Raw genomic sequence first — 24,220 nt, 5'->3', positions numbered from 1 at the left:
AATATGGATCAAGTAATTACCTGCCTTGTAGTGGATGATGAGCCCTTTGCAAGAGACCTGATGGAAAATTACATTGGACGGGTTCCCTATCTGCAACCTGTAGCCTTTTGTGAAAATGCTTTTGATGCCATTAATGAATTACAGCGGCAATCTGTTGACCTGCTGTTTTCAGATATACAAATGCCAAATATCAATGGCATAGAAATGATCCGTTCACTCAGCAATCCACCATTTGTTATTTTTACCACCGCTTCAAAAGACCATGCTATTGCGGGCTTTGAACTCGATGCGGTCGATTACCTGGTAAAGCCTATTTCATTTGAAAGATTTCTGAAAGCAGTTAATAAAGCCCGTAATAATATCAGTCAACGGTTGCAACAGTCGTCCGTTGCGGAGCCTGTAAAGCCTAAACCTACACCGTCTAACCACCTTTTTGTAAAAGATAATAATAAGTTAACCAAGGTCCTTTTCGATGATATCTACTACGTGGAAGGGATGAAGGACTATATCAAAATTGTATGTAAAGACAAAAGTATCATTACTTACATGCGCATGAAAGTAATGGAAGATGTATTGCCGCCAGACCAGTTTATGCGCATCCACAAATCTTACATCATCCGGCTGCAGGCTATTAAGTCCATTATGGGAAATACCGTGGAAGTGATCAACGGACAAACCGTTATCATTTCCAAAGCCTCCCGTCAGGACCTCAAACGCTTACTTGGCATTGCTAACTACAATGATGACGATGAGTAACAATCCTACCGCGTAATAGTAGCAGTTGGTCGAAAATAACCGGAATTACGTCTAATAAAATATGTGGTTTAATATCTAAGGGCGAGCTTAGGTGATTGATAGCTGTCGTCAATCATTAAAAAAATATCTTATGTCAAAAATGAATGTGTCTGTAAATAATCGTCCTGCGTTAATGTTAGAGAAACAAATTATTTCAAAAGCTGATGTTTCTACGATTGAAAATATGAGTGCTTCCGATAAATCAGGTGTAAGAATGGCAGATTCAAGTTTTCCCACCATTCCAACTACCTGGGGAGCTTCCCCAGCCGTTTCAGAAGCGTAACCCGCTGGTGCTTACTATTCCTAATTGTTTAACCCTTTGGTATAAAATGCAATACAGATGTGCCATAGTAGATGACGAGCCTCTGGCATTAGACATACTGGAAAGCTATATCCAACGAACTTCCTATTTGAAACTTGTAAAAAAGGCATCAGAGTTAGATACGATCGATAACCTGATCACCGAAAGAAAAGTGGACGTTGTTTTTCTGGATGTTAATTTAAGAGGAAATACAAGAGATATTATAGCGCAGTTCCTTAAAAAGGACTGCGTTTTTATTCTTGTGACCGCTTATTCCAGCCGCGAAGTAGCCTCCCTCTGCTGGAAAGAAAAGAGGGGATACCTCGGTAAACCAGCCAGCTACAAGAAGTTTGTGCATGAAATGGAGAGAGTAATTCCCGGTATCAAAATAGCCGTTACCTGACATCATAAAAAACCTTTTATCTTTATTTAAGCATACTGATCGGGAAATATTCATTTCCCACTAAACTAAGTATGTTTGAATGATATGTCCCTGCTTACTAGTTGCGGCTTTTACCTGCTCAGAATGCCGCTGTTGTCATGTGAAGAAGTACTCCGCTTACACCGAAGGAGTCATAATGATCAGGCGTCTTTTATAGCGGCGATCAGGGAAACGTATACCCGCCCACTGTTGCAGGAAGCTGTTTTCCTGGCCAGTCCGGCCCTGCATGCTGAAATGCTGAAGTGGCTGGCAGAACCGGACAGCCGTCTTAAACTGCCCATGGCCCTCTATCGCTACCTGCTGAGAATGAGTGCCCGCTGTACACCTTACGGATTATTTGCTGGTTGTATGACTGGTTATATTGGTGATTATCCATCGGAATTTTCGTCTGCCGCCGCCAACAACCATCATAAAGTAGCCCGTTTGGACATGGAATACCTGTCTGAGCTGGTGAATGAACTGGTACAACAGCCGGAACTCCGGCAGCAGCTGCGCTTTTATCCAAACAACAGCCTGTATGAAATCGGTTACTCCATCCGCTATTTTGAATACCAGCTACGGGACAAAAAAAGACATTATTTTCTCAGCGCCTTCACACAAAACGATTATATCACAGCCATATTAACCGCCGCCAGGGCAGGTACCCGGATAGATCAACTGGTAGCGGAACTGGGTAAACAGGATATTTCTCCGGAAGAAGCCCTTCCTTTTATTGAATCCCTGATCAGCAACCAGATCCTGGTAACCGGTTTAACGCCGGCTATTACCAGCACAGATAGCCTGTCTGTGCTCATCGGGGAGTTACAGGCCTGCGAACAGCCACCAGCGGGTTTACCCGCCCTGCAGCGCATACAGCAACTACTTCCCCTGCAAACGGCCGGAGTGCAACATTACCTGGAAATTAAAACGCTGCTGGCAGAAAACTTTCCTGCTATCACCGCCAAAGATCCGGTACAGGTAGATCTTTTTTTCCAGCCTGCCACTGCCCATCTTTCCAACCAGGTAATGGATCGGCTACTGCACCGACTGGAGCGGCTTGCGGTACTGGGTACCCGGGGAATGCCTGCCGATCTGCAAACTTTTAAACAACAATTTCTACAACAATACGAGCAACGGGAAATTCCCCTGATGATGGCACTGGACAGCGAATCCGGCATCGGTTATGGGATCGTATCGGGAGATCATTCCAGCTACACTCCGCTGATCGATGATCTTGTAATGCCTGCCGGCAAAAGAAAGGACACCTTTTCCTGGAATGCGCAGGCGAAGTTCGTGTTACAGCAATTCCTGCTGGCGCAACAGCAACAGGCCATGGTTATCCACATTACGGATACAGACCTGGATGCACTGAAGGAGGCCATGGAAGCCCCGGTACTACCGCCTTTTCTTACCCTGTTAGGATCCCTGATCGCTAAGGATGCCGCTGCACTCGATAGTGGCGACTTCCGGTTGTTGCTCCGGTCCTGCAACGGTCCCAACGCCCTGGCACTGCTGGGACGATTTGCTACCAGTAATGAGGCCCTGCAAGCAAAGCTGAAGGAGTTTGTTGCCATGGAACAGGCCCTGGAAAAAGACTGTATCCTGGCAGAAGTGGTGCATTTACCGGAAGGCCGTACCGGTAACGTATTATTACGGCCATCCCTATACGATTATGAAATCCCTTTTCTCGGAAACGGTAGTGTAGCCGCTGAGTTTCAGCTACCCGTCAGTGATTTGTATGTATCAGTACGCAATAACAGGGTGGTATTGCGTTCTGCGCGGCTGGACAGGGAAGTATTGCCCCGGCTCACCAGCGCACATAATTTTACCAGGGGATTATCGGCCTACCGGTTTTTATGTGATTTGCAGCAACAGCAGGCATTGTCCATTCATTGGAACTGGGGGCAGCTGACAGAACAACCATTTCTACCACGGGTCGTATACCAGGAAATTATACTCGAAAGAGCCAGGTGGTATATTTCCCAACAGCGTTTCGAAGCACTGTTACAGCAATATTCTCCGGAGGCGGCCCTGCAGCTGCTGAAAGAGCAGCATCATATGCCGGACCTGGTGTTACTATCTGAAGGAGATAATGATCTGTTGATAGACCTCCGCTGTGTATTCGCCGGAATGTTGTTAACAGATAAACTGAAAAAGGGGAATGTGGTGTTATATGAGCAGTTGTTTAATGAGGATACCCGTTTACAGGCGAATGAAAGCGGTTTTTTCTGTAATGAAGTGATTATACCGATTTGCAATACAGGATACAAGGACACCCCTGTGGTCTGGGAAGGCAGTGTTGATAAGGTTTCACCTGCCAGGGACGCAGTGGGCCTTACAAAACGAAATTTTCCTCCGGGCAGTGAATGGCTATACGTAAAGATTTACTGTGGCACCAAATGGATGGATAAACTATTGGTAAATGAGTTGGAGCCGCTGATAAACCGACTGCAGGCGGCACAGCTAACAGATTATTGGTTCTTTATCCGCTTCCGGGATCCGGACCATCATCTCCGTATCCGTTTTCATTTACCACATTACCGGGATAGCAGTCCTGTTATTATCCAGCAATTGCAGGAGGTGATCGCCCCTTACCTGGAAAATGATATTGTTCAGAAGATACAATTCGACACCTATATAAGGGAACTGGAGCGGTATGGGGCAGATGTAATGGAATTGAGTGAACAATTCTTTTTTCACGACAGTATGGCCGCCGTCCGCTTATTATCGCTGATATCCGGCACGGAAACAAGTGATCGCTGGTTATTGGCCATGAAGGGAGCTGATGACCTGCTGACGCATTTCGGATACGGACCTTTAATGAAACTGGAATTATTCCGGGAGCTGCAACAGCAGTATTTTGCAGAGCATCACGGAGATGCTGCGTTGCTGCGGCAATTGAATAATAAGTACCGCCAACATACACGGCTCATTGCGACGGTATTGGATAATAACGGAAACGATTATACGCTGCCGGCAGCATCGGCGGAAATACTGCATGTGCGCGGTGCGGCCCTGAGAGATCTGGCGGGGAAAGTGACGGCGGTCCGGGCATCTGCAACAGCAGCACTGCTGCCGCATTATCTGCATATGTTCCTGAACAGGATGTTCAGCGCCAATGCCCGGTTGCAAGAGCTGGTGATGTATCATTACCTGATGAAGTACTATGCCTCGAAAGTGGCGAGAGGCTGAGGTAGCCCAGCCACAAATGCCATTTATCCAATATTTACGGATTAAATAAAAACCTTATTATTTTTACAGAACAGGATTTGAAAACCCTCTTATTTCATTGAAACTATAATAGCATGAAAACGAAAATAATTTTGCTGGGGTGCTTGTCTGTCATGACCTTGTTGTCTGCCCGCAGCCTGGCAGGTACTGACGACAGCAGTGCACTGCACCGTCGCATAACAGCTGATCCCGGTAATGCCGGCCTGAAGCTGCCAGCGGGCTTTAAAGTCCAGACAGTGGCAGAAAACCTGGGAGCAGCCCGTCATATCGCAGTAACGCCGCTGGGGGATATCTATGTAAAAGTACAATCTTCAAAACCGGGGAAAGCGATTGCGGTTATACACAATGGCGTTGCGAAATCTTTCGGCACCTACCGGGGTACTGGTATGGTGATTAAAGGAAACTATCTGTATACTTCTTCTGATGAAGAGGTGTATCGTTATAAACTGAATGATAAATACGAAATCATCAACCCGGAACACCCGGACAAGATAGTGACTGGTTTAATCAACCGTCATCAGCACGAGGCCAAGGCATTGACATTGGATAATGATGGCAACATCTATGTAAACATTGGTGCTTACTCTAACTCCTGCCAGGTGCAGGACCGGGCAAAAGGTTCCAAAGGTATAGAAGGCTGTCCTATATTGGATTCTGCAGGCGGCATCTGGCAGTTTAAGGCAGATAAGCTGAACCAGACGTATGGTGACGGCGTGCGTTATGCTACCGGTTTACGTAACGTGGTGGGGCTGGATTGGAATACCTCTCTTAACCAGTTATTTGTAATGCAACATGGCAGAGATGGTTTGTTTGATATGTTCCCGGAATATTACAACCTGGAACAGGGCAATGAATTACCAGCAGAATGTATGTATGCATTGAAGAAAGGTGATAATGCAGGATGGCCTTATATTTATTATGATGGATTCAAGCATAAGAAAATGCTGGCACCTGAATATGGTGGTGATGGTAATAAAACAGGTGGAGAGAATGCGATAGACCCTGTGGTAGCATTTCCGGCGCATATGGCGCCCAACGGACTGTTGTTTTATACTGGTAACCAGTTTCCGGAGAAATATAAGAATGGCGCCTTCRTTGCTTTTCATGGTTCATGGAACCGGCAGAAAGGACAAAAGGGATATTTTGTAGTATTTGTTCCGTTTAAAGATGGCAAGCCCGCCGGCAACTGGGAAGTATTTGCAGATGGCTTTACCGGCATTGACAATATACAATCACCCGGCCAGGCACAGCACCGCCCTTGCGGATTGGCACAGGGCCCTGACGGATCATTGTATGTAACAGATGATGTAAAAGGAACGGTATATAAAATCAGCTATAGCGGTAAATAATATTGTATGAAGAAAGTTATGATGATTGGTGTTGCACTCTGTGCAACACTTTCTTTTTTATCAGCGCAAACGAAACCCGCGAAGAACCAGGCTCAGAGCCAGTCTGTAAGCAGGGGTAAAAAGGTGTATGAGCAATACTGCCTGACCTGTCACCAGGTAGATGGTAGTGGTGTGCCGCACCTGAATCCACCATTGATAAAAACCACTTTTGTATTGGGGAACAAAACCAAACTCGTACAAATTGTTTTGAAAGGGATGCAGTCGTCCGAGCCAATAGATGATGAATATTATTCCAATAATATGCCTCCGCATAATTTCCTGAAAGACCAGGAAATAGCAGATGTATTAACGTATGTGCGTAACAATTTTGGCAATAAGGCCAGTGCAGTTACAGCTACAGAAGTGAAGACCATCCGGGCGAAAAAATAGCTTTTAGCCATTAGCTTTTAGCTGTTAGCAAATGCAACATAATCGTTGTTACCTTTGTTTAAGGCTAAAAGCTAAAAGCTAAAAGCTAAAAGCTAAAAGCTAAAAGCTAAAAGCTAAAAGCTAAAAGCTGTTTATGAAAATTCTCTGGAATTACTTAAAGCCACACAAGTGGTTGGTCGTTTGGTCTTTATTGCTTGCAGGAATCAGCCAGATCCTGGTGATGACGGATCCATTAATATTCGGAAAAATCATTGATGATTATGCAGGCAAGACCGGGAGTAAGTCAGAGCCGGAATTGGTGAAAGGGGTGCTGTTCTGGTTGGGAATTGCAGTGGTCATTGCCTTACTGGCCCGTTTGGCGAAATCCTTCCAGGAATATGTGTTGCGACTGGTGGTGCAGAAATTTGGGATGCAGGTATTCAACGATGGCCTGAAACAAACGCTCCGCTTATCATTTGAGGAGTATGAAGAACAACGGAGCGGTGAAACTCTCGCCGTATTGCAAAAAGTAAGAACAGATACCGAACGTTTTATCACCGCGTTTATCAACATCCTGTTTACCTCCGTGGTGGGGATGGGATTTTTAATCTGGTATGCTATCACCAAGCATTGGGCGTTGATACCGGTATTTGTGGTAGGGATTATTTTTTTAGGTGGGCTCACCGGCTTGCTCAGCAAAAAAATGAAGACCGTGCAGCGTGCTATTAACCGGGAGACGCTGCAACTTTCCGGTGCTATTACAGAGTCGCTGCGCAATATAGAATTAGTCAAAAGCCTTGGACTTACCTTCCCTGAAATAAGGCGTTTAAAAACTTTTACCAAAGAAATATATGACCTGGAAATGGAGAAAACCAAACAGGTAAGAACCCTTTCCTTTTTACAGGGCACCACGCTCAACGTGCTGAAACAGTCTATCCTGTTTATTTTGCTCTGGCTCATTTTCCGCAATATTTTAACGACAGGAGAACTGATCACCATGCAGTTCATCACCACGGCTATATTTGTGCCGTTGCAGGATCTGGGGAATATCATTATTCAATACCGGGAAGCAGAAGCCTCTTTATATTTATTTCATAAACTGATGCAACGCCCTGTGGAAGAGCGTCCGCTGGAGCCTGTGGAAATCGGGGATTTGCAGCAGCTACGGTTTGAAAACGTAGTATTCCGGCATAAAACGGCTACCTCCAATGCGCTGGATGGTATTTCTTTTTCTGTGGAAACTGGCGATACTATTGCTTTTGTGGGGCCATCCGGATCTGGTAAATCTACCCTGGTGAAATTGCTGGTAGGCTTATATAAGCCGGTATCAGGAGAAATATATTACAATGATGTACCTACCGCGGATATCCGGTTTAATGCGTTGAGAAGACAGATCGGTTTTGTAACACAGGACACGCAGCTATTTGCAGGCACTATCAAAGAAAACCTGTTGTTTGTAAAGTCAGATGCTACGGATGAAGAAGTGTTGGAAGCGCTGTCCAAGGCATCCTGTAATGCTTTGCTGGCACGTTCTGCAAAAGGAATTTATACGAAGCTGGGAGAAGGTGGGGTGAAATTATCGGGTGGGGAAAAACAACGTATTTCCATTGCGCGGGCGTTGATCCGGCGACCTCGCTTACTTATTTTTGATGAAGCCACTTCCGCACTGGACTCTATTACAGAGGAAGCAATTACAGATACCGTAAGAAGTATTTCTGCATTGCGGGAACAGATTACAGTATTGATTGCACATCGTTTATCTACGATAATGCACGCCGACCGGATCATTGTGCTGGAAAAAGGCAAGATTGCAGAAACCGGCACACATGAGGAGCTGGTAGAGCATAAGGGGCTTTATTATGCGATGTGGCGTCAACAGATTGGTGAAAGAAGGTCAGATGAATTATTGRCCAAAGAAGAAAAGGAGGCGTCCGACCCTGATGATGCAGAGTGGGACGCGCTGTAACGGTTGACTATATTGTAAGATGTGGGAAGTGTATGTATGATACTACAGGATGATTACTGCGAGACACGTTTATATACATACTCTATGGCCAGGTATTCTTTGCCTGAAGGGAGTGTCCAGTATTGATGCATCACATCGCGATCGGGTCCTTCTATGCTAAAAGTACGGCGTTGTTTCGCCATCTGTCCTGCGGTTTCTTTACCTATCATTGCGGGAACAGGAAATGCAGACAGGTAGGTTGTCATCTCTTTCCCATTAGCAATTTTTCCATCAAAGCTTGTTTCAAACATCATGATGGGGAATCGTGTGTCCATAACGATATATTCCCAGCGCTGGTTGATTTTGTTGAAGCTGAGATAGGTAATGCGGCTGAAGGGTGGTGTATTTTTCCCGGGCAATGGTTCCATTATTTCCTGGAGGAAGTTGCCAACAAATTGCCGCGTTACTTTGAAGGTACCCAGTGGGATGGGGGCTGCGCCTGGTTTGGGCCATATGCGCATGTCTACTTCGTAATGGCCGGCCATCGGCTTCAGCCAGTCGTATTCCGGGCCGGTAGCCGCGGTAATGTCGAGGTTGGGATCGTTTTTTTCCTGGGCAGTGATATGGCCGGAAAAGAACAAAAATAAGATGATAAAGAGAGCGGCAATTTTTTGATGCATGTGCAGGGTTTTCATCCTTGAATTTAAGTAATAGTGCGTTGCTCTTTTAATTTTTTTTCAGAAGATGTGGTGACAACCTGTTGCGCTGTGAGATGGATAGCACCGGGAGATAATCTGAGCTGCAGTTGGGGCCCATGTAACGATCATCTCCCTGTAGTAAAATTATATTAGTAAAATAAGTATGTATATTGGCCTTGAAAAAAGTATATCAATGAAACACTTCACGCTCCTGCAATGGGCTATAGCCGGCCTGTTTTTGAGTACCTGTCTGCTGGCTTGTGAACAGACACCCACTAAAAAGAAAGTGCCAGTAGATACTGTACAAGTTGAAAAGCCCATAGCAGCAGCGCTTCCGGAGAGTCCCTGCACCTATGATAACGAAGTATCTACGCTGGGTATCGGGCTGGTGATAGCTCCCAGGAAATTTGAAGTGTTTAATGATAGCTTGTTAAAGGAGAGATGGACTATAGGTGATATGTCAGCTGAAGATACGAGCCTGGCACGTGTGTGCCCGAAATTTTTTAAGCCAGACTATGGCATCATGCATTTTGTTTGTGTAGGAAAGACTGCACAATCGTATCGTATCTTAATCAACTACAAAGAAGTTAAATATCTCCCGAAAACAACCTCCTATGTATTTAAAACCTGGGAAGCGTATCTCCTGCAATCCTTTGGCGTAAAGCGTCTGGTGAATCCAAAAGAAGAGAATGTTAATGTGCAACCGCTGAAAACAGCGCCAGACGAGGCCGCAGATACTTTGTCTGTGCCAGCCGGACAGGAGCTGTTTTGCCCGGTACAACTACAGGGAGACTGGCTACAGGTAAAGTATGACTGCTTTTATAATGAAGCCGACAACCCGCATGAAGGCATGCCTTGTGATCAATACATTTCCCAATGTAAAACACCGCTTACCGGCTGGCTGAGATGGCGCAAAGGGGAGCGCCTGCTCATTGATATTTTCCTGATGCCATAAGGTGGGAAAAGAAAGATTGTCTTTTAAATCCTATTTAAACTTATATTTTTGTGCTCCAATTAGCGCAACAGCAGGCTATTTAAAAACAAATCCGTGAGTAAAAAATATTATATTATTGATTTCGATAGCACCTTTACACAGGTGGAAGCATTAGATGAACTGGCGCGCATTTCATTGCAGGAGCACCCGGACAGGGAACAGATCTATAAAAAAATAGAAGACCTGACCAATCAGGCGATGGATGGTAAATTGTCTTTCCGGGAAAGTCTGGCGGCAAGAGTGCAGTTACTGGAAGCCAACAAAGATCACCTGAAGCAGCTGGTGAAACATTTAAAGAAGCAGGTATCCACGTCTTTTTCAAGAAATAAGAACTTTTTCAAACATCATGCAGATGATGTGTTGATTGTGTCTGGTGGGTTCAAAGAGTTTATTACACCGGTGGTATTGCCCTTTCATATAAAAAAAGAAAATATTTACGCCAATACTTTTGTGTTTAATGCCGAAGGGAAAATAGTAGGGTATGATGAAAACAACCCACTGTCGAATGAAGGCGGCAAAGTGAAACTGCTGAAGGAGCTGCAACTACAGGGCGAAATACATGGCATTGGTGATGGGTATTCCGATTTCCAGTTGAAGGAATTTGGTATGATCAAGAAGTTTTATGCCTTTACAGAGAATATAGAACGCAAATCGGTTACTGAAAAGGCAGATCATATTACGCCTAGCCTGGATGAATTCCTGTATGTGAATAACCTGCCTTCGGCCATTTCCTACCCGAAAAACCGTATTCATTGCCTGGTAATTGGTGACGTACCGGAAATTGGGGTGAAGTACCTGAAGAAAGATGGCTTTACCGTGAAACATGCTATCACGTTGGAAGATAAGCAGCTGAAAGATGCCGGGATTATTTTGCTGGGTAATAAAGAATCTATTTCAGCGGAAAAACTCAGCAAGGCTACCAAGTTAAAAGTCATTGGCTACCTGGGTAACAGTAAAAAATATATTCCGCAGGATGCCTGTACGGATATGGGCGTCGTGATTTTCGACAATATCAAAAAGCCGGAATCTGTAGCCAAAAGAATCGCTAAGTTTATTAACAGCGGAGATGCCTTCAAGAGCAGTAATTTTCCCAATATTCAGTTACCTGAAGTAAAGAACGGGCACCGCTTTGTTCATATTCACCGCAATGTGCCGGGGATTATGGCAAGGGTAAACCAGGTGCTGGCAGATCGTGAAATTAATATTGTGTCTCAATTCCTGATGACGAATGAGCGGATTGGTTATGTGATTACCGACATTAGCGTGGAATACGATAAAAAGGTATTAAAGGACCTGAAACATATTAAGGATACGATTAGTTTCCGCGTATTGTATTGAGGATATTTTTGATTTATCATAAAAAGGGCTTGCTCGCAGAGCAGGCCCTTTTTATGATAAATCATTTTGGATAGTTAGTCCATCTATCTAAGGCTGTTATTTATTGTCAAATTTAGGAGTAAATCTGTTACTGTCTCCCGGTAGTTGACATTGTTTGGATATATTTGACTACCGCATTCACCGGACAAAATTATGAGCATATGAAAGCATTGACCTTTTCGAGCTTTGGTACTTCAGATGTATTGGAATATAAAGAAGTAGCCGACCCTGTTTTGCGGCCGGGGGAGTTGCTCGTAGAAATGAAAGCCATCGGGCTGAATTTTGCGGATATCTACCGCAGAAAGGGAACTTATCATTTAAAAGGCGAACCGCCATACATTGCAGGTTATGAAGGGGCAGGCATCGTGGCTGACAACAATGATTTACCCGGTTTTAAGAAGGGCGACCGGGTAGCGTTTGCCGATGTTCCTTTTGCTAATGCAACATTGGTGGCCGTGCCGGTTACACACGCTATTCCATTACCGGAAGATATTAGTTTTGATACCGCCGCAGCGGTATTGCTACAAGGCCTGACTGCACATTACCTGGCGACAGACAGTCATAAAACACAGCCGGGAGAAACTGCCTTGATACACGCCGCTGCCGGCGGGGTGGGGCAGTTATTGACACAGATATGTAAACTGCTAGGGGCGCATGTGATTGGGTTAACTTCTTCCGCCATCAAAAAAGAGATCGCGCTTTTACAAGGTGCTGATGTAGTACTTTTATATGGAGAAGACTGGAAACAGGCCGTTCTTGAAAGTTGCCCCGCGGGTGTAGATGTGGTATATGACAGTGTCGGCAGCACGCTGGAAGAAAGTTTCAGCGTAACAAAAATTTGCGGACAGGTGGTGTTTTTTGGAATGTCTGGTGGTAACCCGCCACTGGTGGATCCGGCGATGCTGATGGACACCTCTAAAACGATTACCGGTGGTGATTTGTGGAACTATTTAACTTCCGGTGACGAAAGAATAAAGAGGGCACATCAACTGTTTGAATGGATCCGGACGAGGCAGTTACAGGTGGCCACGCCTGCCACGTTTAAATTATCGGATGGAAAAGCCGCGCATGATTTTTTAGAAAGCCGCAGGAGTACCGGCAAGATATTATTGATTCCCTAGTTTATTTTTTTTATCACCTGTCGGGGCAGGCATTTCGGGGTTTGTTTTGCTGCACAGCAGGACATTTTCCGGCTAATAGAAAAAGCCCCCACGGCTTCCGTGAGGGCTGGAAAACAAACGGAACAACTATCTTTTGCTGATATCACACAGCATATCAGAATGGATGTTTAATCCAATGTTGGTTAAATTATAGAGGTGTTCACTGCCCACCAGGAATACGATCTCACAGATTTCCCGCTCAGAAAAATAACGTGCCATCCGGGCAAAGGTATCGGGGTCCGCTTTTTTTTCTTTTGTCAGCACCGTCACATAGTCCAGTACTRCCCGTTCAGCGGCTGTGAAAAGGGGACTGCTGTTATAGTGCTGCAGTGCATCAAATTTGGCTTCATTCATAGATGCTTTAATTGCACTCATACGGGCAGCATCTATGCAGAAAAGACAAATGTTTAAGCGGGCTACCTGTTCGCGTATCAGCATAGCCGTTTCCTTTGGCAGCACCAGCTTCTTATCCAGCTGGGAAACCTTCCCGTAGAACATGCCAAATGCGGCAGGCAGCCGGGCGGAATGCACTTTCAGTGGCATCAGCACTTTACCAAACTGTTTGCGGGTAAAGAAATATGCAATTTTCATCATCAGCCCTGCGGGCTTTTCTATGGGAGAAAGAAAAGTATCCATTGTATGGTGTTTTAAGTTGTTATACACCCTTATAAGGACTGACCTGTTAAAAATAGGACAGGTCCCGGAAAAAAAATTTCGGGACCTGGGTGAATACCTTTTATATCTGTATTATTTAATCTTATACCGCCATCCTGCATAGAACATCCGCCCCGTAACCGGCCCCCATACCAATGAAGCATCGAAGTAAGGACTGAAAGGCTGGTTAGCTGCAATGATGGCGTCCGGTTGTATGAAGTTGGAGAGATTCTCTCCCCCAACATAAAAATCCATCGGATGTTTCTTGCCAACCGTTTTCGTGATCTGTGCATTCATCAGTACGTAATCATTGGAATAGGAAGGTCTTTGATAGGCCAACGGATTTTCGCCGGTATCAGGGAGTCTTTTCCTGCCATTGTAGTTAACGGTATAGTCAAACTTCCAGCCACTGATGGCATAGGCTACATTGGCAAAAGCGCGGTGGCTGCTGGTAAATGGTTTCTCCATCAACTTACCGCTATAGGTGGTTTTTACATCGAAGTAACGGTAGGCCAAACGAACGTCTAATTTTTTGAACGGCTCCATGGTTACTTCTGCCTGTAAACTGTTGGAATAAGATTTTCCATCCAGGTTGTAGAACTTTACCTGTCTGGGGTTTTCCAGGTCTGCTACTACCTGGTTACTGAAGTCGTTCCGGAAAAAGTCAACGCTCAGGAGGGCATCGCGTTGGAATAATTTAAATTTCTGATCTACGCTTATACCTTTATTCCAGGCTACTTCCGGGTTAAGACCATATGCTTTGCCTGCTGCTGCGCCTATAATATTTACTTGTCTGGAGCTGACAAATACACTGGTATTCTCTGCAAAAATATTGGCGGTTCGTTGTCCTCTGCCGGCGCTCAGGCGGATAGTAGTTCCGGTAACCGGCTCATAGCGTACATTCAGACGAGGGGTTACAAAAAAGCCGAATAAGTTGTTATGATCACCGCGGATACCGGCCACAATGCCTATTTTCTCTGAAGGACTGTAAGTATATTCGAAGAACGCTCCTGGTACAATCTCTGTTCTTTTGTAAATATCCAGTTTGAAATCTTCTTTATAATTATCATACAAAAAACTAAACCCTGTTCTGAACTGATGGGTAGTGTTGTTGATGATAGATTGATAAATCAGGTTACCGTAGAAGTTCTGTTGTTTTGCATGATAGGTAGTGGTGCCGAAGTAAGCATCCTGCGAATGACTGATACCGGATAACTGCAGGCCAATACTTTTATATTTCTTTTGAGGAAACACATACCCGATTTTTCCGAAGGCCTCATATCTTTCAGTGTTCATACCTAATCCATAGTAGGAGGTTCCGTATTTATCTGTAGATGGATTGAAATCTGTTTGACCGCCGGTACGTTTATCAATTAATGCTTTTACGCCAAATTGCACGAGGAAACCTTTTGAATCATCATATTTCCAGCGGTTTATGGCGCTGAACTGATTGCCGGTAGGGATATCCCGGAAGCCGTCTTTATTGGCATCGAGTTTTTTATTATTGATAAAATCATCATGCAGCAGTAAACCGGTGGACCATTTCTTCCCGACTTTTTGGGAAAGGTTTAGGTTGAGGTCTGTCTTACCAAAATCATTTACATACATATTGGCGAAGAGCTGTTCACTATTTTCCGGCTTTTTTAATTCTACATTGATCTGTCCGGCAATGCTCTCATAGCCGTTTGCAACAGATCCCATGCCTTTGGTAAGCTGAATGGATTCTATCCAGGGGCCGGCAATAGCGTTTAAACCGAGTGGGGTAGCGAGGCCTCTGGGACCCGGAAGATTTTCTACTGTTAGCTGGGTATAAGTACCTGATAATCCCAGTAACTGAATTTGTTTGGAACCGGTTACCGCATCGTTGTAAGCTACATCTACAGAAGGATTGGTTTCAAAGCTTTCACTCAGATTACAGCAGGCAGCTTTGAATAATTCTTTGTCTGTCATTACCTGTGTGCGGATAGGATTGAGAGACGAGATATAGGTAGAATACTGCCGGTCGGTGATTTTCACTTCTGCCAGACGAATCCCGGAGGCGAGTATAATTTTCAGTTCTTCTTTGTTGGTAACGGTAATGGTATCGGGGCGATAGCCGGTATAGGTAACTACCAGGCGGCTGCTGTTACCATCGTGTTTAATATGAAACACACCAGTAGCATCTGTGACCACACCCCGGCTGGTGCCCTGCCAAACAACGCTTGCTCCCGGCAGTGGCGTAAATCCACCTTTCTTGTCTTCTTCCATCACTACACCTTTGATGGTGATGTCTTTGCTTAAAGTTTGGAGGGTATCCTGTCTGGCATCGTGTATCATTTGTTCCATTTCACGATAGTGGCAGCAGGCGGGCAATTCATTATACACATCTGTTTTTGCCTGTTGGTGATCCAGGTCGTGGCCTACCCCGAGGATGCGGTGTTGAATTTTATCCAGGGATGTTTTGGCAGTATTGTAACGCAGCGTTAACAGCTTAGTGTCCACATCCCATACGGCATTGCTGACACCTTTCCCCTGCACTGCGGTTTCTATACGGTGTTTGCATTGTTCGCAGGCACCAGATACCTTGAAAGTAATGGTGGTATCTGCGTTTACCTGGGCATAGGAGGAAATAGTAGTAAAAAGTAATAACAGGGAGAAGATAAATCCGGATGCTTTCATATCAGTTATATTAATGACGATCCTGATCCCGATGGGGACCAGCGTTCATTTTTCGTAAATAATTTTATGAGGAGATTACCTGTAACAGGTGGGTGCTGATACGAGAGTAGTATCAGTTATACAGAAAGGCATCAGATAAGGAAAGTACAATGACGCAGATAGAGCCGGCATGGTGTAAGTATAGGCGGCGCATGTGTTTGTGGCAGCATGTTCACTATCATCTGTACGGGCTGCCGGTATCCGCCTCCCCATTGCTGAGGGAGCATAGCCACTACCGACAGGGTATGAAATATACTATCGGAAGGTTGTTGGTCGTTGGTGATTTTAAATGTTTTGTGTTCGTCTTTGCAGCATTTTTTTCCGGAAGACTTTTCAATGCCGCAGTTATCGCAATGCTTTTTATTCTCATGTCCCCATCCCCAGTTGCTGACTTTGCCCATGCAGTAATGTACGTGCACCGTAGCCCCGGTGGATACACCAAGGTAGAGGAATAGTAATATGAGCGTAACGAGCTTTTTCATGTTGACGATGTAAAACTAGGTGGTTTTTTCAATTACATTGTTACATAATTATGAGATCATTTATATAATTACGATTATTCGAAAAAGGCCGTTAATTCAGCTACTGTTTGTTTTGCCGTTCTGCCAACGCCAATGAGTGTGGCAGAAGCAAAGCCCGTCCATGAGCCATAGCCCATGAGCCACAGGCCACTGATGGCTGTAGCCCGCGTACCCTGTGTGTTAATTCTGCCGTCTGACTGTATAATACCTAGTGGTTTCAGATGATCCAGAGCGGGTTTATAGCCGGTGCAGAAAATGACGCTATCGGCAGGCTCCTTCCATCCACTGTTCCAGCCAAGCCCTTCCTCATAAAAATGATCGAATGTGGGAAGTGCATTTTCGTAAACGCCTCTTTCGCGTGCTTCTTTTACAGCAGGGACCACGACTATCTTGCCAATAGAAAGCCGTTGATAGTCTTTGCCTTGTTTTTGAGCCTCATACTGTTGCGTGGCGGCATCAAACAAGTATTTACCGTCTATGTCATCCGGTAAAAATTCTGGCGGTTTTCGGGTAACCCATACAGTGGTAGCTACTTTGGATACTTCTGCCAGAATCTGTGCCCCGGAGTTGCCTTCTCCTACTATGACTACACGTTGGCCGGCGAAAGGCCCGGGTTCATTGTATTGTGCCGCATGAATCAGTGTACCGCGGAAAGTATCTCTGTCGGGAATATCCGGTGTAAAAGGATTCGTGTAAATGCCGGTAGCACTGACGACAGTTTTCGAAAAATAATCTCCTGCAGTAGTTGTTAATACAAACTGGTCTCCTTGTTTGGTTACTGCTGTTACTTTTACGGGTCTTACTACCGGGAATTTGTACCGGGCTTCATATTCCTGCAGGTAATTAATCGTTTCCAAACGGGAGGGATAATAATGCTGACCACCGGGCATTAAAACACCTGGGAGAGAACTCCATAGTGCAGGCGAAAATAGTGTGAGTGATTTCCAGGTGTGTTGCCAGGCGCCACCGGGGTTGATTTCATTATCGAGGAGCAGGTAGTTAAGGTTGGTTCTGCGGAGAAAGTAAGCTGCTGAAAGTGCAGCCTGTCCTCCGCCAATGATGATCACATCGTATATAGTGCTGTTTGCTGCTATCATATCGCTGATGTATTATATCTTCTGGTGAAGGTATAAAGCTTTCTCGGAATGTGCTAAAATTGATCATTCTGAGTCTTGTTTTTTTTGAGTGGGTTGTACCTTTGCTGTAAATATTTCTTTTATGAGTGAAAAGGATTATAATGCTTTAATGGAATTGGCCGAGCGAAAACTGAAAGAAAAGGTTTCTGTTGAAGAGGCCCTGCAATCCTTTATTAGGGCAGGGATCCTTGATGAAAATGGCAACTACACCAAGCCATATGAGTGCCTCAAAGTAACTCCTATCTCCTGAATTAGCAATCAATTTTATGTATGATGTTAAGCTCAATTTAATCATTGGCTTTCATGGCTGCGATGCAGCGGTGAGCTGCTATCGCATCGCTGATGTATTATGTTTTCCTGTGAAGGTCTAAAGCAATGGGAAACCGAATAAATTTTGTGTTTAAAATTAAGTTACGTGAGAATTTTCTTTGTTAGGCCAATGATTTTCTGACGCTGTTCCATTAGCGCTGTTAATGCTGCAAATATGCTTACTGTGTACTGATGGGTCTAAATAGTTTTCGATAATAGTTTTCATCTCCCATATATCCATTCATTTGCCTTTCTATATCAGCGCGAGGGTATTGCATGTTTTGCAAAGTTTGGTTCCATTTGTTGATAAGTGCGTTTTTATCTTCGATTCGTTTAACTATTATTGAGTCTTTCTTATTATATTGAAGATGTTGTTCTTGCCAGATGTTGTAGTTATAGATAATTTTTTGGGCGCGTTCATTAAGTGAGTCTCTATCCCTTTTTAGAATAGTGTTAGTTTTTAGGCATGACTTGTACTGGCTTTTATAGTATGAAATACTATCTGTCTGATTGGATAGTTGATGGTTGAAATTCTTAGTTTGTTGATTGGTTTCAGAAACGGTTATTGGTTGTTTTAGCTGTTCTTGTAAATTAAGGTTAGCATCCTTCAGTTTTTTGTTATCCGCCTGCAAGACAGTGATCTCTCTTTCAAACTCGGCGGTCCTGCTTTTCAGTTCAAGATTAGGTATCCAGGAGGTTTGCTTCGTAAGGAAATATAGGAACGATCCGATATTTGCTTTATTAATAGCGGGTGGTGGCTTCTCTTTTTTTGTATCATTTTCATATGCCCTCATCGCCAATTCTTTAGTTGCAACCTGAAATCCCAGTGCATGAATATATATGAGCATAGCATTGGGAATAACGAGCATCCATAGCATTTTTGTTTTTTTTCCTCTGGAGCCAGTCACTTTATAAATGGCCAGGCAAAGGCAGCTGATAGTGCTAATAATTAAAACAAGTAAGGAGTGCAAGACAGGGTTGTGGATGGGCATGAAGCAAATGAGATCGAAAAAAATTGTTGTCATCCAACAGCATAAAGCCGCCCCGCTTATTGTCTTTAATGTTTTGAGCGTTATCCACTCTTGAGGGATTGCTGGAATATTATTATTCTCAGGCATAAATATGGGGTTGATTAATTAAATAACCAGATAAGGAAGTAATTTAATTAAAAACTTTAAATATTTAGAACTGATTATTATAATCTTTTAATTCTGAATGGTTTAGCTACTGAATAAAAGCAAATTTTGTAATAGATGAATTACCTGGAATTTAAAAGGCCATTCCCTGTAAACTCCTCCCCCTTAACTATTAAACTGCCTGAGATGATGGTCCGAATGCTTATACGCAAAATACCCAATCTGCTCTTTCGTCATCTTTCCAAAAAAGGGATGTATAAAACCCAGGTTTGAAAAGTATGCATGTCCTTCCATCAAGGAGATCCATTTCTTTTTTTCTGCTGCCAGGTCTCCACTGAGTTCTGTCACGATCACTTCCGGGCTGGCAGACGCCTTTTTCATCATAGGGCGGTCATCTTTCACTGAACTTTTCAGCGCCAGTCGGCCAAATATGCGACCAATGAAAGAGCGTTTACATATGATGTCGCCATTTATCATTTCTTCCCACATCCTGCAATGCTTTACCATCTGGTAAACATTCATCTGACCCCATTGGGCAACGTTGTTTTTGTTCAGGGAGTTGATCCTGCTTATTAATTCATCCCTGGTGGCCTGTTCAAATATCGTTTTCATATTGCGGATGTTTTGGTACAAAGAACCGCTATGAACAGGACTTTCATTTCTCTAAAATTGCTGTTTTTTGGAAATAATGCAGGGAAATGCCGGACGGCGCCACCTGGAAGACCACATAACTGGCATTAACGGCCCCAAACAGCCCCTCATTTCCTCCCCGGGGGCATCTCATTATTACCAAATTGTTAACCCCGAAATCTGACTAGGAATATCTTCTTCCTGGAACGTACTCTCTCTGTAAACACCCAAAGCAGGGATATGGATAAACAACTACTTGAAAAGTATTTTAAAGGAGATTGCACAGAACAGGAGGCCTCGGCTGTTGAAGCATGGCTTTCCGGGGCTGACACTCCCTTGCTGGACGAGTTTATGATGGAGAAGTGGGAGGAGGCAAATGAACCAGTAGTAATGAAGCCTAAGGTACATCGGCTCTGGTATGCGGCGGCAGCTGCCGTATTGGGCGCTATCGCTATGGTCACCTTCTTCTGGCAACACCATCCTCCTCAACGCCCGGTGGCGGTGAAGTGGGATACCCTCCGTAACAAAACCAATAATATACAGTTGTTCACCATGGCAGATGGTAGTGAAGTATGGTTGAATACGCATTCTTCTCTCATTTGTCAGCAGGACTATAATAAAACGCGCAGAGAGCTGTGGCTGAATGGAGAAGCCTATTTCAAAGTAACAAAAGATGATCAGCGTCCATTCCTAGTACATACCGGTAATCTTACCACTACCGTGCTGGGAACTGTTTTTAACATCGCTACCGCTAATAAGGCAGACGGCAGTATACAGGTAAGCTTACTGGAAGGAAAGGTGGCCGTTAGCACGCAGGATAATTTCAATAAAATATTGTTACCCGGACAGATGTTACAGTATGTAGATGGAAAAGATCCGCAGCTGCTGTCTTTCGCAAGTAACGAAGTGTTGGACTGGAAGAAAGGAAAGATTCATTTCGATAACACCATGCTGGCAGATGCGTTGGCAAAGTTACAACAGCGCTATGGTTGCAACATTGTACTGGAAGAAAAGCAATTGGGTAAAAAGAAGATTTCCGGAGAATTCAGCCGGGATATGTCATTAGAAAGAATATTATCAACACTGGAATATGTGCATAACATTTCGTTTACCCGGGTGGATGATAGTACGTTCCACGTACGTAGGAAATAGTTAACAATGACAATTTTTTCACGGACCTGCGGGATAGGTTCTATCATTTAAATCAACATAAAAATAAAGTACAGCCTTATGCAAAAATCTACAAATGGATTTTGTACAGGAAGAAGTGTGTCTTGTCATGTGACCTTTCTGTTAGTTTTATTCACAAGCTTGTCGCCATTGATCGCCATGGCGCAGTCTTATAAATCTCTTACCGATAAAGTACAGTTACAGTTAAGCAGAACGAATGCGGAGAAAGTAGTGAAGTCGTTACAACAACAAACCCATTATACATTCATCTATGACCCGGAATACCTGCAGCAGTGCGAATTGAATGATATTAGATTTTCCGGAACCCCATTGGGTGAAGTATTAAATTATATAGATAATAATGCACCAATTGATATTGAGCTGACGAAAGACAATGCGATTACCTTACGTAAAGGAAGCAGCCCAAAAGCTGCCGGCAGAAGTGGCGGGCGCATCACCGGGAAAGTGGTAGACAATAAGAATGAACCATTACCAGGTGTAACAGTGGCGGTTCTTGGGGGACAAGGCGCTGTGACCAATGTAGATGGTACTTATGATATAGCCTTGCCAGCAGGAGTTTATAGTCTTACGTTCAGTTATGTTTCTTTTGAAACACGTAAAATAACAGAAATTGCGGTAAAAGATAATGGTGCAACACCACTGAATATAGTATTGAAAAGCAACAGTTCCAGGCTGAAAGAAGTAACCGTAACCGGCAACTATCGTAAAGCATCTATAGAAGGATTGTACGCCATACAAAAGAACAATGCAGCCATTACCGATGGTATCAGTGCCGAGCAGATTGCACGTACACCGGATAAGAATATTGGAGAAGTATTAAAGCGGGTGAGTGGACTTTCTACTATTGATAACAAGTATGTGGTAGTACGTGGTCTTAGCGAACGTTATAACCAGGCGGTGCTGAATGGCCAGGTAATGCCCAGTACAGAGTTGAACAGGAAGAATTTCAGCTTTGATATTATTCCTTCCAATATCGTAGAGAACATCACGGTGGTGAAAACAATCACACCGGACCGTAGTGCGGAGTTTGGAGGAGGTCTGGTAGAAGTGAATACGCTGGATATTCCAACTAACAATTTTCTGAATGTAGCCGTAGGCGCCAGCTATAATGATAAAACAGTAGGAAAGGACTTTTTGTCTTTGCCCCTGAGTGGGAATGAATATCGTGGTAGTGTGAGTGACCATCGGAATTTGATGGGGTCTCTGGATTGGAAAGACAGGGATGATGTAGTTAAAAAATACGAACTGGTGGGTAAGGAAGGATCATCATTCAGTAATAACTGGGGTGTTACTAAATTCAAAGCACCAGTTTCTCCTAATTACCAGGCATCGTTTGGCCATGTGTTTAGAGCAGGTAATGGCCAGCAATGGGGAGTAGTGGCCTCTGCGAGTTACAGGAATACATTGGCAACGCAGGATGCGATACTGGGCCGCGATGGATTTAAGGAATCGCCTAATGATGCCGATCCTCAGCAATTTAAGGGGCAGCGCTATGGATTTGCTACCAATATTGGCGGCCTGCTTGGTGTAGGTTATAGAAATGAAAGGAATCGTATTGGCTTTCAATCTATGTATCTGCGTACATTGGATCAGCAGCTGATTTTCGGAAAAGGCCAGAACGGAAAGTTTGGCTCTGATAATACACTGGCCTTGTTTGATCTTGCTATGCAAACAACATTGTGGCAAAATCAGCTGAAAGGGGAACATTCGCTGGGACGTAGCGGGGTGAAGTTAAAATGGTCAGGTAGTTACCTGAAACTCGACAGGCAAAAGCCCGATAATCACCAGATGTTTGCTGACTATAAGCAACCAGAAGGCGCAGGCTTGAACGAATATAATATTTCCAGCGCGGGAAGCAGTGCTGCTGAAGGTGCTTTGCGCTGGTGGAGCCGTGCATTGGAGAATAATTTCAACTGGGATGTGGCTGTGTCAGTACCTTTTAAATTCAGTGCAGGTAATGTAGGGCTGGATAATACATTTAAGGGTGGTTATGCAGGCTGGAACAAAGACCGGTTATTTTTTGTGGTGAATACCAATTCAAAGTTTGAGAACAAGGACGGAAATTATTTTCCACTTGCCGGCGCGTTTACATCAGAGCACAATACAACGGTAGCAATGAGTGGCTTCGGCGATAACTTTAAACGGAGATCAGCTTCTTTGCATGCCTTATTCGCTATGATGGATAACAGGATTGGCAATAAATTCAGATTGGTTTGGGGCGTAAGGGCGGAGTATTACAACTTGAATAAAGTAAATGATAACCTCGATTCTATATTCGCTAGTTTCAAACAGGAGCCTGGAAAAGAATATGACTATTCTGCACTGTTAAACAGAGAGCCTAACTGGCGATTTTTCCCTTCAGCGAATCTAACCTATTCACTGACGCCTGCAATGAATCTTCGGTTGGCTTACTCTGAAAGTATCATACGGCCTGATTTGCGGGAGTTATCCGTATTCCGGGAGTATGACTTTGAACTAGGTGGAGAGTATTTCGCACAAATTGTAAGATCTACTACTATCAAACATATTGACCTGCGTTATGAATGGTATCCTGGTCCTGGTGAAATCATATCTGCATCGTTGTTCTACAAAGATCTTTCTTATCCTATGGAGATATACCAGATGGATTTAAACAACAGTTTTGAGTTGAAGAATAGTAAGTCGGCGAGGAATTATGGTGTTGAAGTGGAAATGAGAAAATCGCTGGCTTTTACAAAAGTACCGGTATTGCGTAACATTACGTTGTATGGAAACTTCACTTACCTGGATGCCAGGGTGAAAAAAATGAACAGCAACATCGGCCTCTTTGATCCGGCTAACCCATTAAAAGTATCCGTGAAAGAAACAGTGGGAGAGGAAGAGAAACGTCCACAAATGGGCGCCAGCAATGTCATGCTCAATGCAGGAGTGTATTATGACAGCAAACCGTTTTCAGTAAGTCTTGCTTATAACCGTGTTACCAATCGTGTTTTTATCCCCAACCTCGTTTACTATAATGCTTTAATGGAAAAACCGCTGGAGTCATTGGATATGCAGGTAGGGGTAAAATTGTTAAAAGATAAGGCAGGCGTGAAATTAAATGTCAGCAATTTATTGAATAGCTTTTCTGTCATCTATCGTAACGCATTTTCAGCGGAAGAAAGCAGGGCTTTACAAAGCGGTAAAGCACCTACTATGTCTCAATTGAATTATCAGTCAGGAGATTTGTTGAACTACAAATTAAGTCCCGGTCGTACTTATAGCGCTACTGTCAGTTATCAGTTTTAA

At 44.0% G+C, this 24,220-nt stretch carries 20 protein-coding genes; 13 read left to right on the top strand and 7 right to left on the bottom strand.

What is annotated here, in order from left to right:
* Positions 1-3 precede the first annotated feature (3 nt).
* The 7 genes from AC1DP6_RS08250 (at position 4) to AC1DP6_RS08220 (ending at position 8,471) form a co-directional block, all read left to right on the top strand.
* Positions 4-756, top strand: a complete 753-nt coding sequence (locus tag AC1DP6_RS08250) for a LytR/AlgR family response regulator transcription factor (protein ID WP_477054404.1) — start codon at positions 4-6, stop codon at positions 754-756.
* 130 nt (positions 757-886) lie between these two features.
* Positions 887-1,078 (top strand): hypothetical protein, encoded by a 192-nt coding sequence (locus tag AC1DP6_RS08245; RefSeq protein ID WP_477054403.1) that lies wholly within the window; start codon positions 887-889, stop codon positions 1,076-1,078.
* A 46-nt stretch (positions 1,079-1,124) separates the two neighbouring features.
* Positions 1,125-1,499 (top strand): response regulator, encoded by a 375-nt coding sequence (locus AC1DP6_RS08240; protein WP_477022898.1) that lies wholly within the window; start codon positions 1,125-1,127, stop codon positions 1,497-1,499.
* 84 nt (positions 1,500-1,583) lie between these two features.
* Positions 1,584-4,709, top strand: coding sequence for a lantibiotic dehydratase (locus tag AC1DP6_RS08235; protein ID WP_477054402.1), 3,126 nt, complete (start codon positions 1,584-1,586; stop codon positions 4,707-4,709).
* Between the two features lie 113 nt (positions 4,710-4,822).
* Complete coding sequence (locus AC1DP6_RS08230; protein WP_477054401.1) at positions 4,823-6,097, top strand: PQQ-dependent sugar dehydrogenase; 1,275 nt, start codon at positions 4,823-4,825, stop codon at positions 6,095-6,097.
* A 6-nt stretch (positions 6,098-6,103) separates the two neighbouring features.
* Complete coding sequence (locus AC1DP6_RS08225; protein WP_477054400.1) at positions 6,104-6,526, top strand: c-type cytochrome; 423 nt, start codon at positions 6,104-6,106, stop codon at positions 6,524-6,526.
* Between the two features lie 133 nt (positions 6,527-6,659).
* On the top strand, positions 6,660-8,471 hold the full coding sequence (locus AC1DP6_RS08220; RefSeq protein WP_477054399.1) for an ABC transporter ATP-binding protein: 1,812 nt from the start codon (positions 6,660-6,662) through the stop codon (positions 8,469-8,471).
* Positions 8,472-8,524: 53 nt separating this feature from the next.
* Here the strand turns inward: AC1DP6_RS08220 and AC1DP6_RS08215 are convergent, their stop codons facing one another.
* Complete coding sequence (locus tag AC1DP6_RS08215) at positions 8,525-9,130, bottom strand: DUF1579 family protein (protein ID WP_477054398.1); 606 nt, start codon at positions 9,128-9,130, stop codon at positions 8,525-8,527.
* A 211-nt stretch (positions 9,131-9,341) separates the two neighbouring features.
* Here AC1DP6_RS08215 and AC1DP6_RS08210 point away from each other — a divergent pair, with 211 nt between their 5' ends.
* The 3 genes from AC1DP6_RS08210 (at position 9,342) to AC1DP6_RS08200 (ending at position 12,640) form a co-directional block, all read left to right on the top strand.
* Complete coding sequence (locus tag AC1DP6_RS08210) at positions 9,342-10,103, top strand: hypothetical protein (protein ID WP_477054397.1); 762 nt, start codon at positions 9,342-9,344, stop codon at positions 10,101-10,103.
* A gap of 93 nt (positions 10,104-10,196) precedes the next feature.
* On the top strand, positions 10,197-11,480 hold the full coding sequence (locus AC1DP6_RS08205) for an HAD-IB family phosphatase (protein WP_477054396.1): 1,284 nt from the start codon (positions 10,197-10,199) through the stop codon (positions 11,478-11,480).
* A 200-nt stretch (positions 11,481-11,680) separates the two neighbouring features.
* Positions 11,681-12,640: a quinone oxidoreductase family protein gene (locus tag AC1DP6_RS08200; protein WP_477054395.1), complete on the top strand. Its 960-nt coding sequence runs from the start codon at positions 11,681-11,683 to the stop codon at positions 12,638-12,640.
* A 126-nt stretch (positions 12,641-12,766) separates the two neighbouring features.
* Here AC1DP6_RS08200 and AC1DP6_RS08195 read toward each other — a convergent pair whose 3' ends face one another.
* From AC1DP6_RS08195 to AC1DP6_RS08180, 4 genes are all read right to left on the bottom strand, one after another.
* Entirely contained in the window at positions 12,767-13,315 is a 549-nt protein-coding gene (locus tag AC1DP6_RS08195; protein WP_477054394.1) for a carboxymuconolactone decarboxylase family protein, read from the bottom strand.
* 111 nt (positions 13,316-13,426) lie between these two features.
* Positions 13,427-15,991 (bottom strand): TonB-dependent receptor domain-containing protein, encoded by a 2,565-nt coding sequence (locus AC1DP6_RS08190; protein WP_477054393.1) that lies wholly within the window; start codon positions 15,989-15,991, stop codon positions 13,427-13,429.
* Positions 15,992-16,122: 131 nt separating this feature from the next.
* On the bottom strand, positions 16,123-16,512 hold the full coding sequence (locus tag AC1DP6_RS08185; RefSeq protein WP_477054392.1) for an HYC_CC_PP family protein: 390 nt from the start codon (positions 16,510-16,512) through the stop codon (positions 16,123-16,125).
* Between the two features lie 74 nt (positions 16,513-16,586).
* Positions 16,587-17,648 (bottom strand): ArsO family NAD(P)H-dependent flavin-containing monooxygenase, encoded by a 1,062-nt coding sequence (locus AC1DP6_RS08180; RefSeq protein WP_477054391.1) that lies wholly within the window; start codon positions 17,646-17,648, stop codon positions 16,587-16,589.
* Positions 17,649-17,769: 121 nt separating this feature from the next.
* Here AC1DP6_RS08180 and AC1DP6_RS08175 point away from each other — a divergent pair, with 121 nt between their 5' ends.
* Positions 17,770-17,937: a hypothetical protein gene (locus AC1DP6_RS08175; RefSeq protein WP_477054390.1), complete on the top strand. Its 168-nt coding sequence runs from the start codon at positions 17,770-17,772 to the stop codon at positions 17,935-17,937.
* Between the two features lie 238 nt (positions 17,938-18,175).
* On the opposite strand, the gene AC1DP6_RS08170 is transcribed toward AC1DP6_RS08175, so the two are convergent.
* Both AC1DP6_RS08170 and AC1DP6_RS08165 read right to left on the bottom strand, forming a co-directional pair.
* Entirely contained in the window at positions 18,176-19,114 is a 939-nt protein-coding gene (locus tag AC1DP6_RS08170; protein WP_477054389.1) for a hypothetical protein, read from the bottom strand.
* Between the two features lie 183 nt (positions 19,115-19,297).
* Positions 19,298-19,744, bottom strand: coding sequence for a DUF1569 domain-containing protein (locus AC1DP6_RS08165; RefSeq protein ID WP_477054388.1), 447 nt, complete (start codon positions 19,742-19,744; stop codon positions 19,298-19,300).
* Between the two features lie 258 nt (positions 19,745-20,002).
* Here AC1DP6_RS08165 and AC1DP6_RS08160 point away from each other — a divergent pair, with 258 nt between their 5' ends.
* Positions 20,003-20,914 carry a FecR family protein gene (locus tag AC1DP6_RS08160; protein ID WP_477054387.1) on the top strand — a complete coding sequence of 304 codons (912 nt, stop codon included), beginning with the start codon at positions 20,003-20,005 and terminating at the stop codon, positions 20,912-20,914.
* Positions 20,915-20,992: 78 nt separating this feature from the next.
* On the top strand, positions 20,993-24,220 hold the full coding sequence (locus AC1DP6_RS08155) for a TonB-dependent receptor domain-containing protein (protein WP_477054386.1): 3,228 nt from the start codon (positions 20,993-20,995) through the stop codon (positions 24,218-24,220).

The organism is Chitinophaga sp. 01L420 (assembly GCF_056399985.1).
The sequence above is the reverse complement of the archived record's forward strand: the minus strand, read 5'-3'. Positions and strand labels throughout refer to the sequence as shown.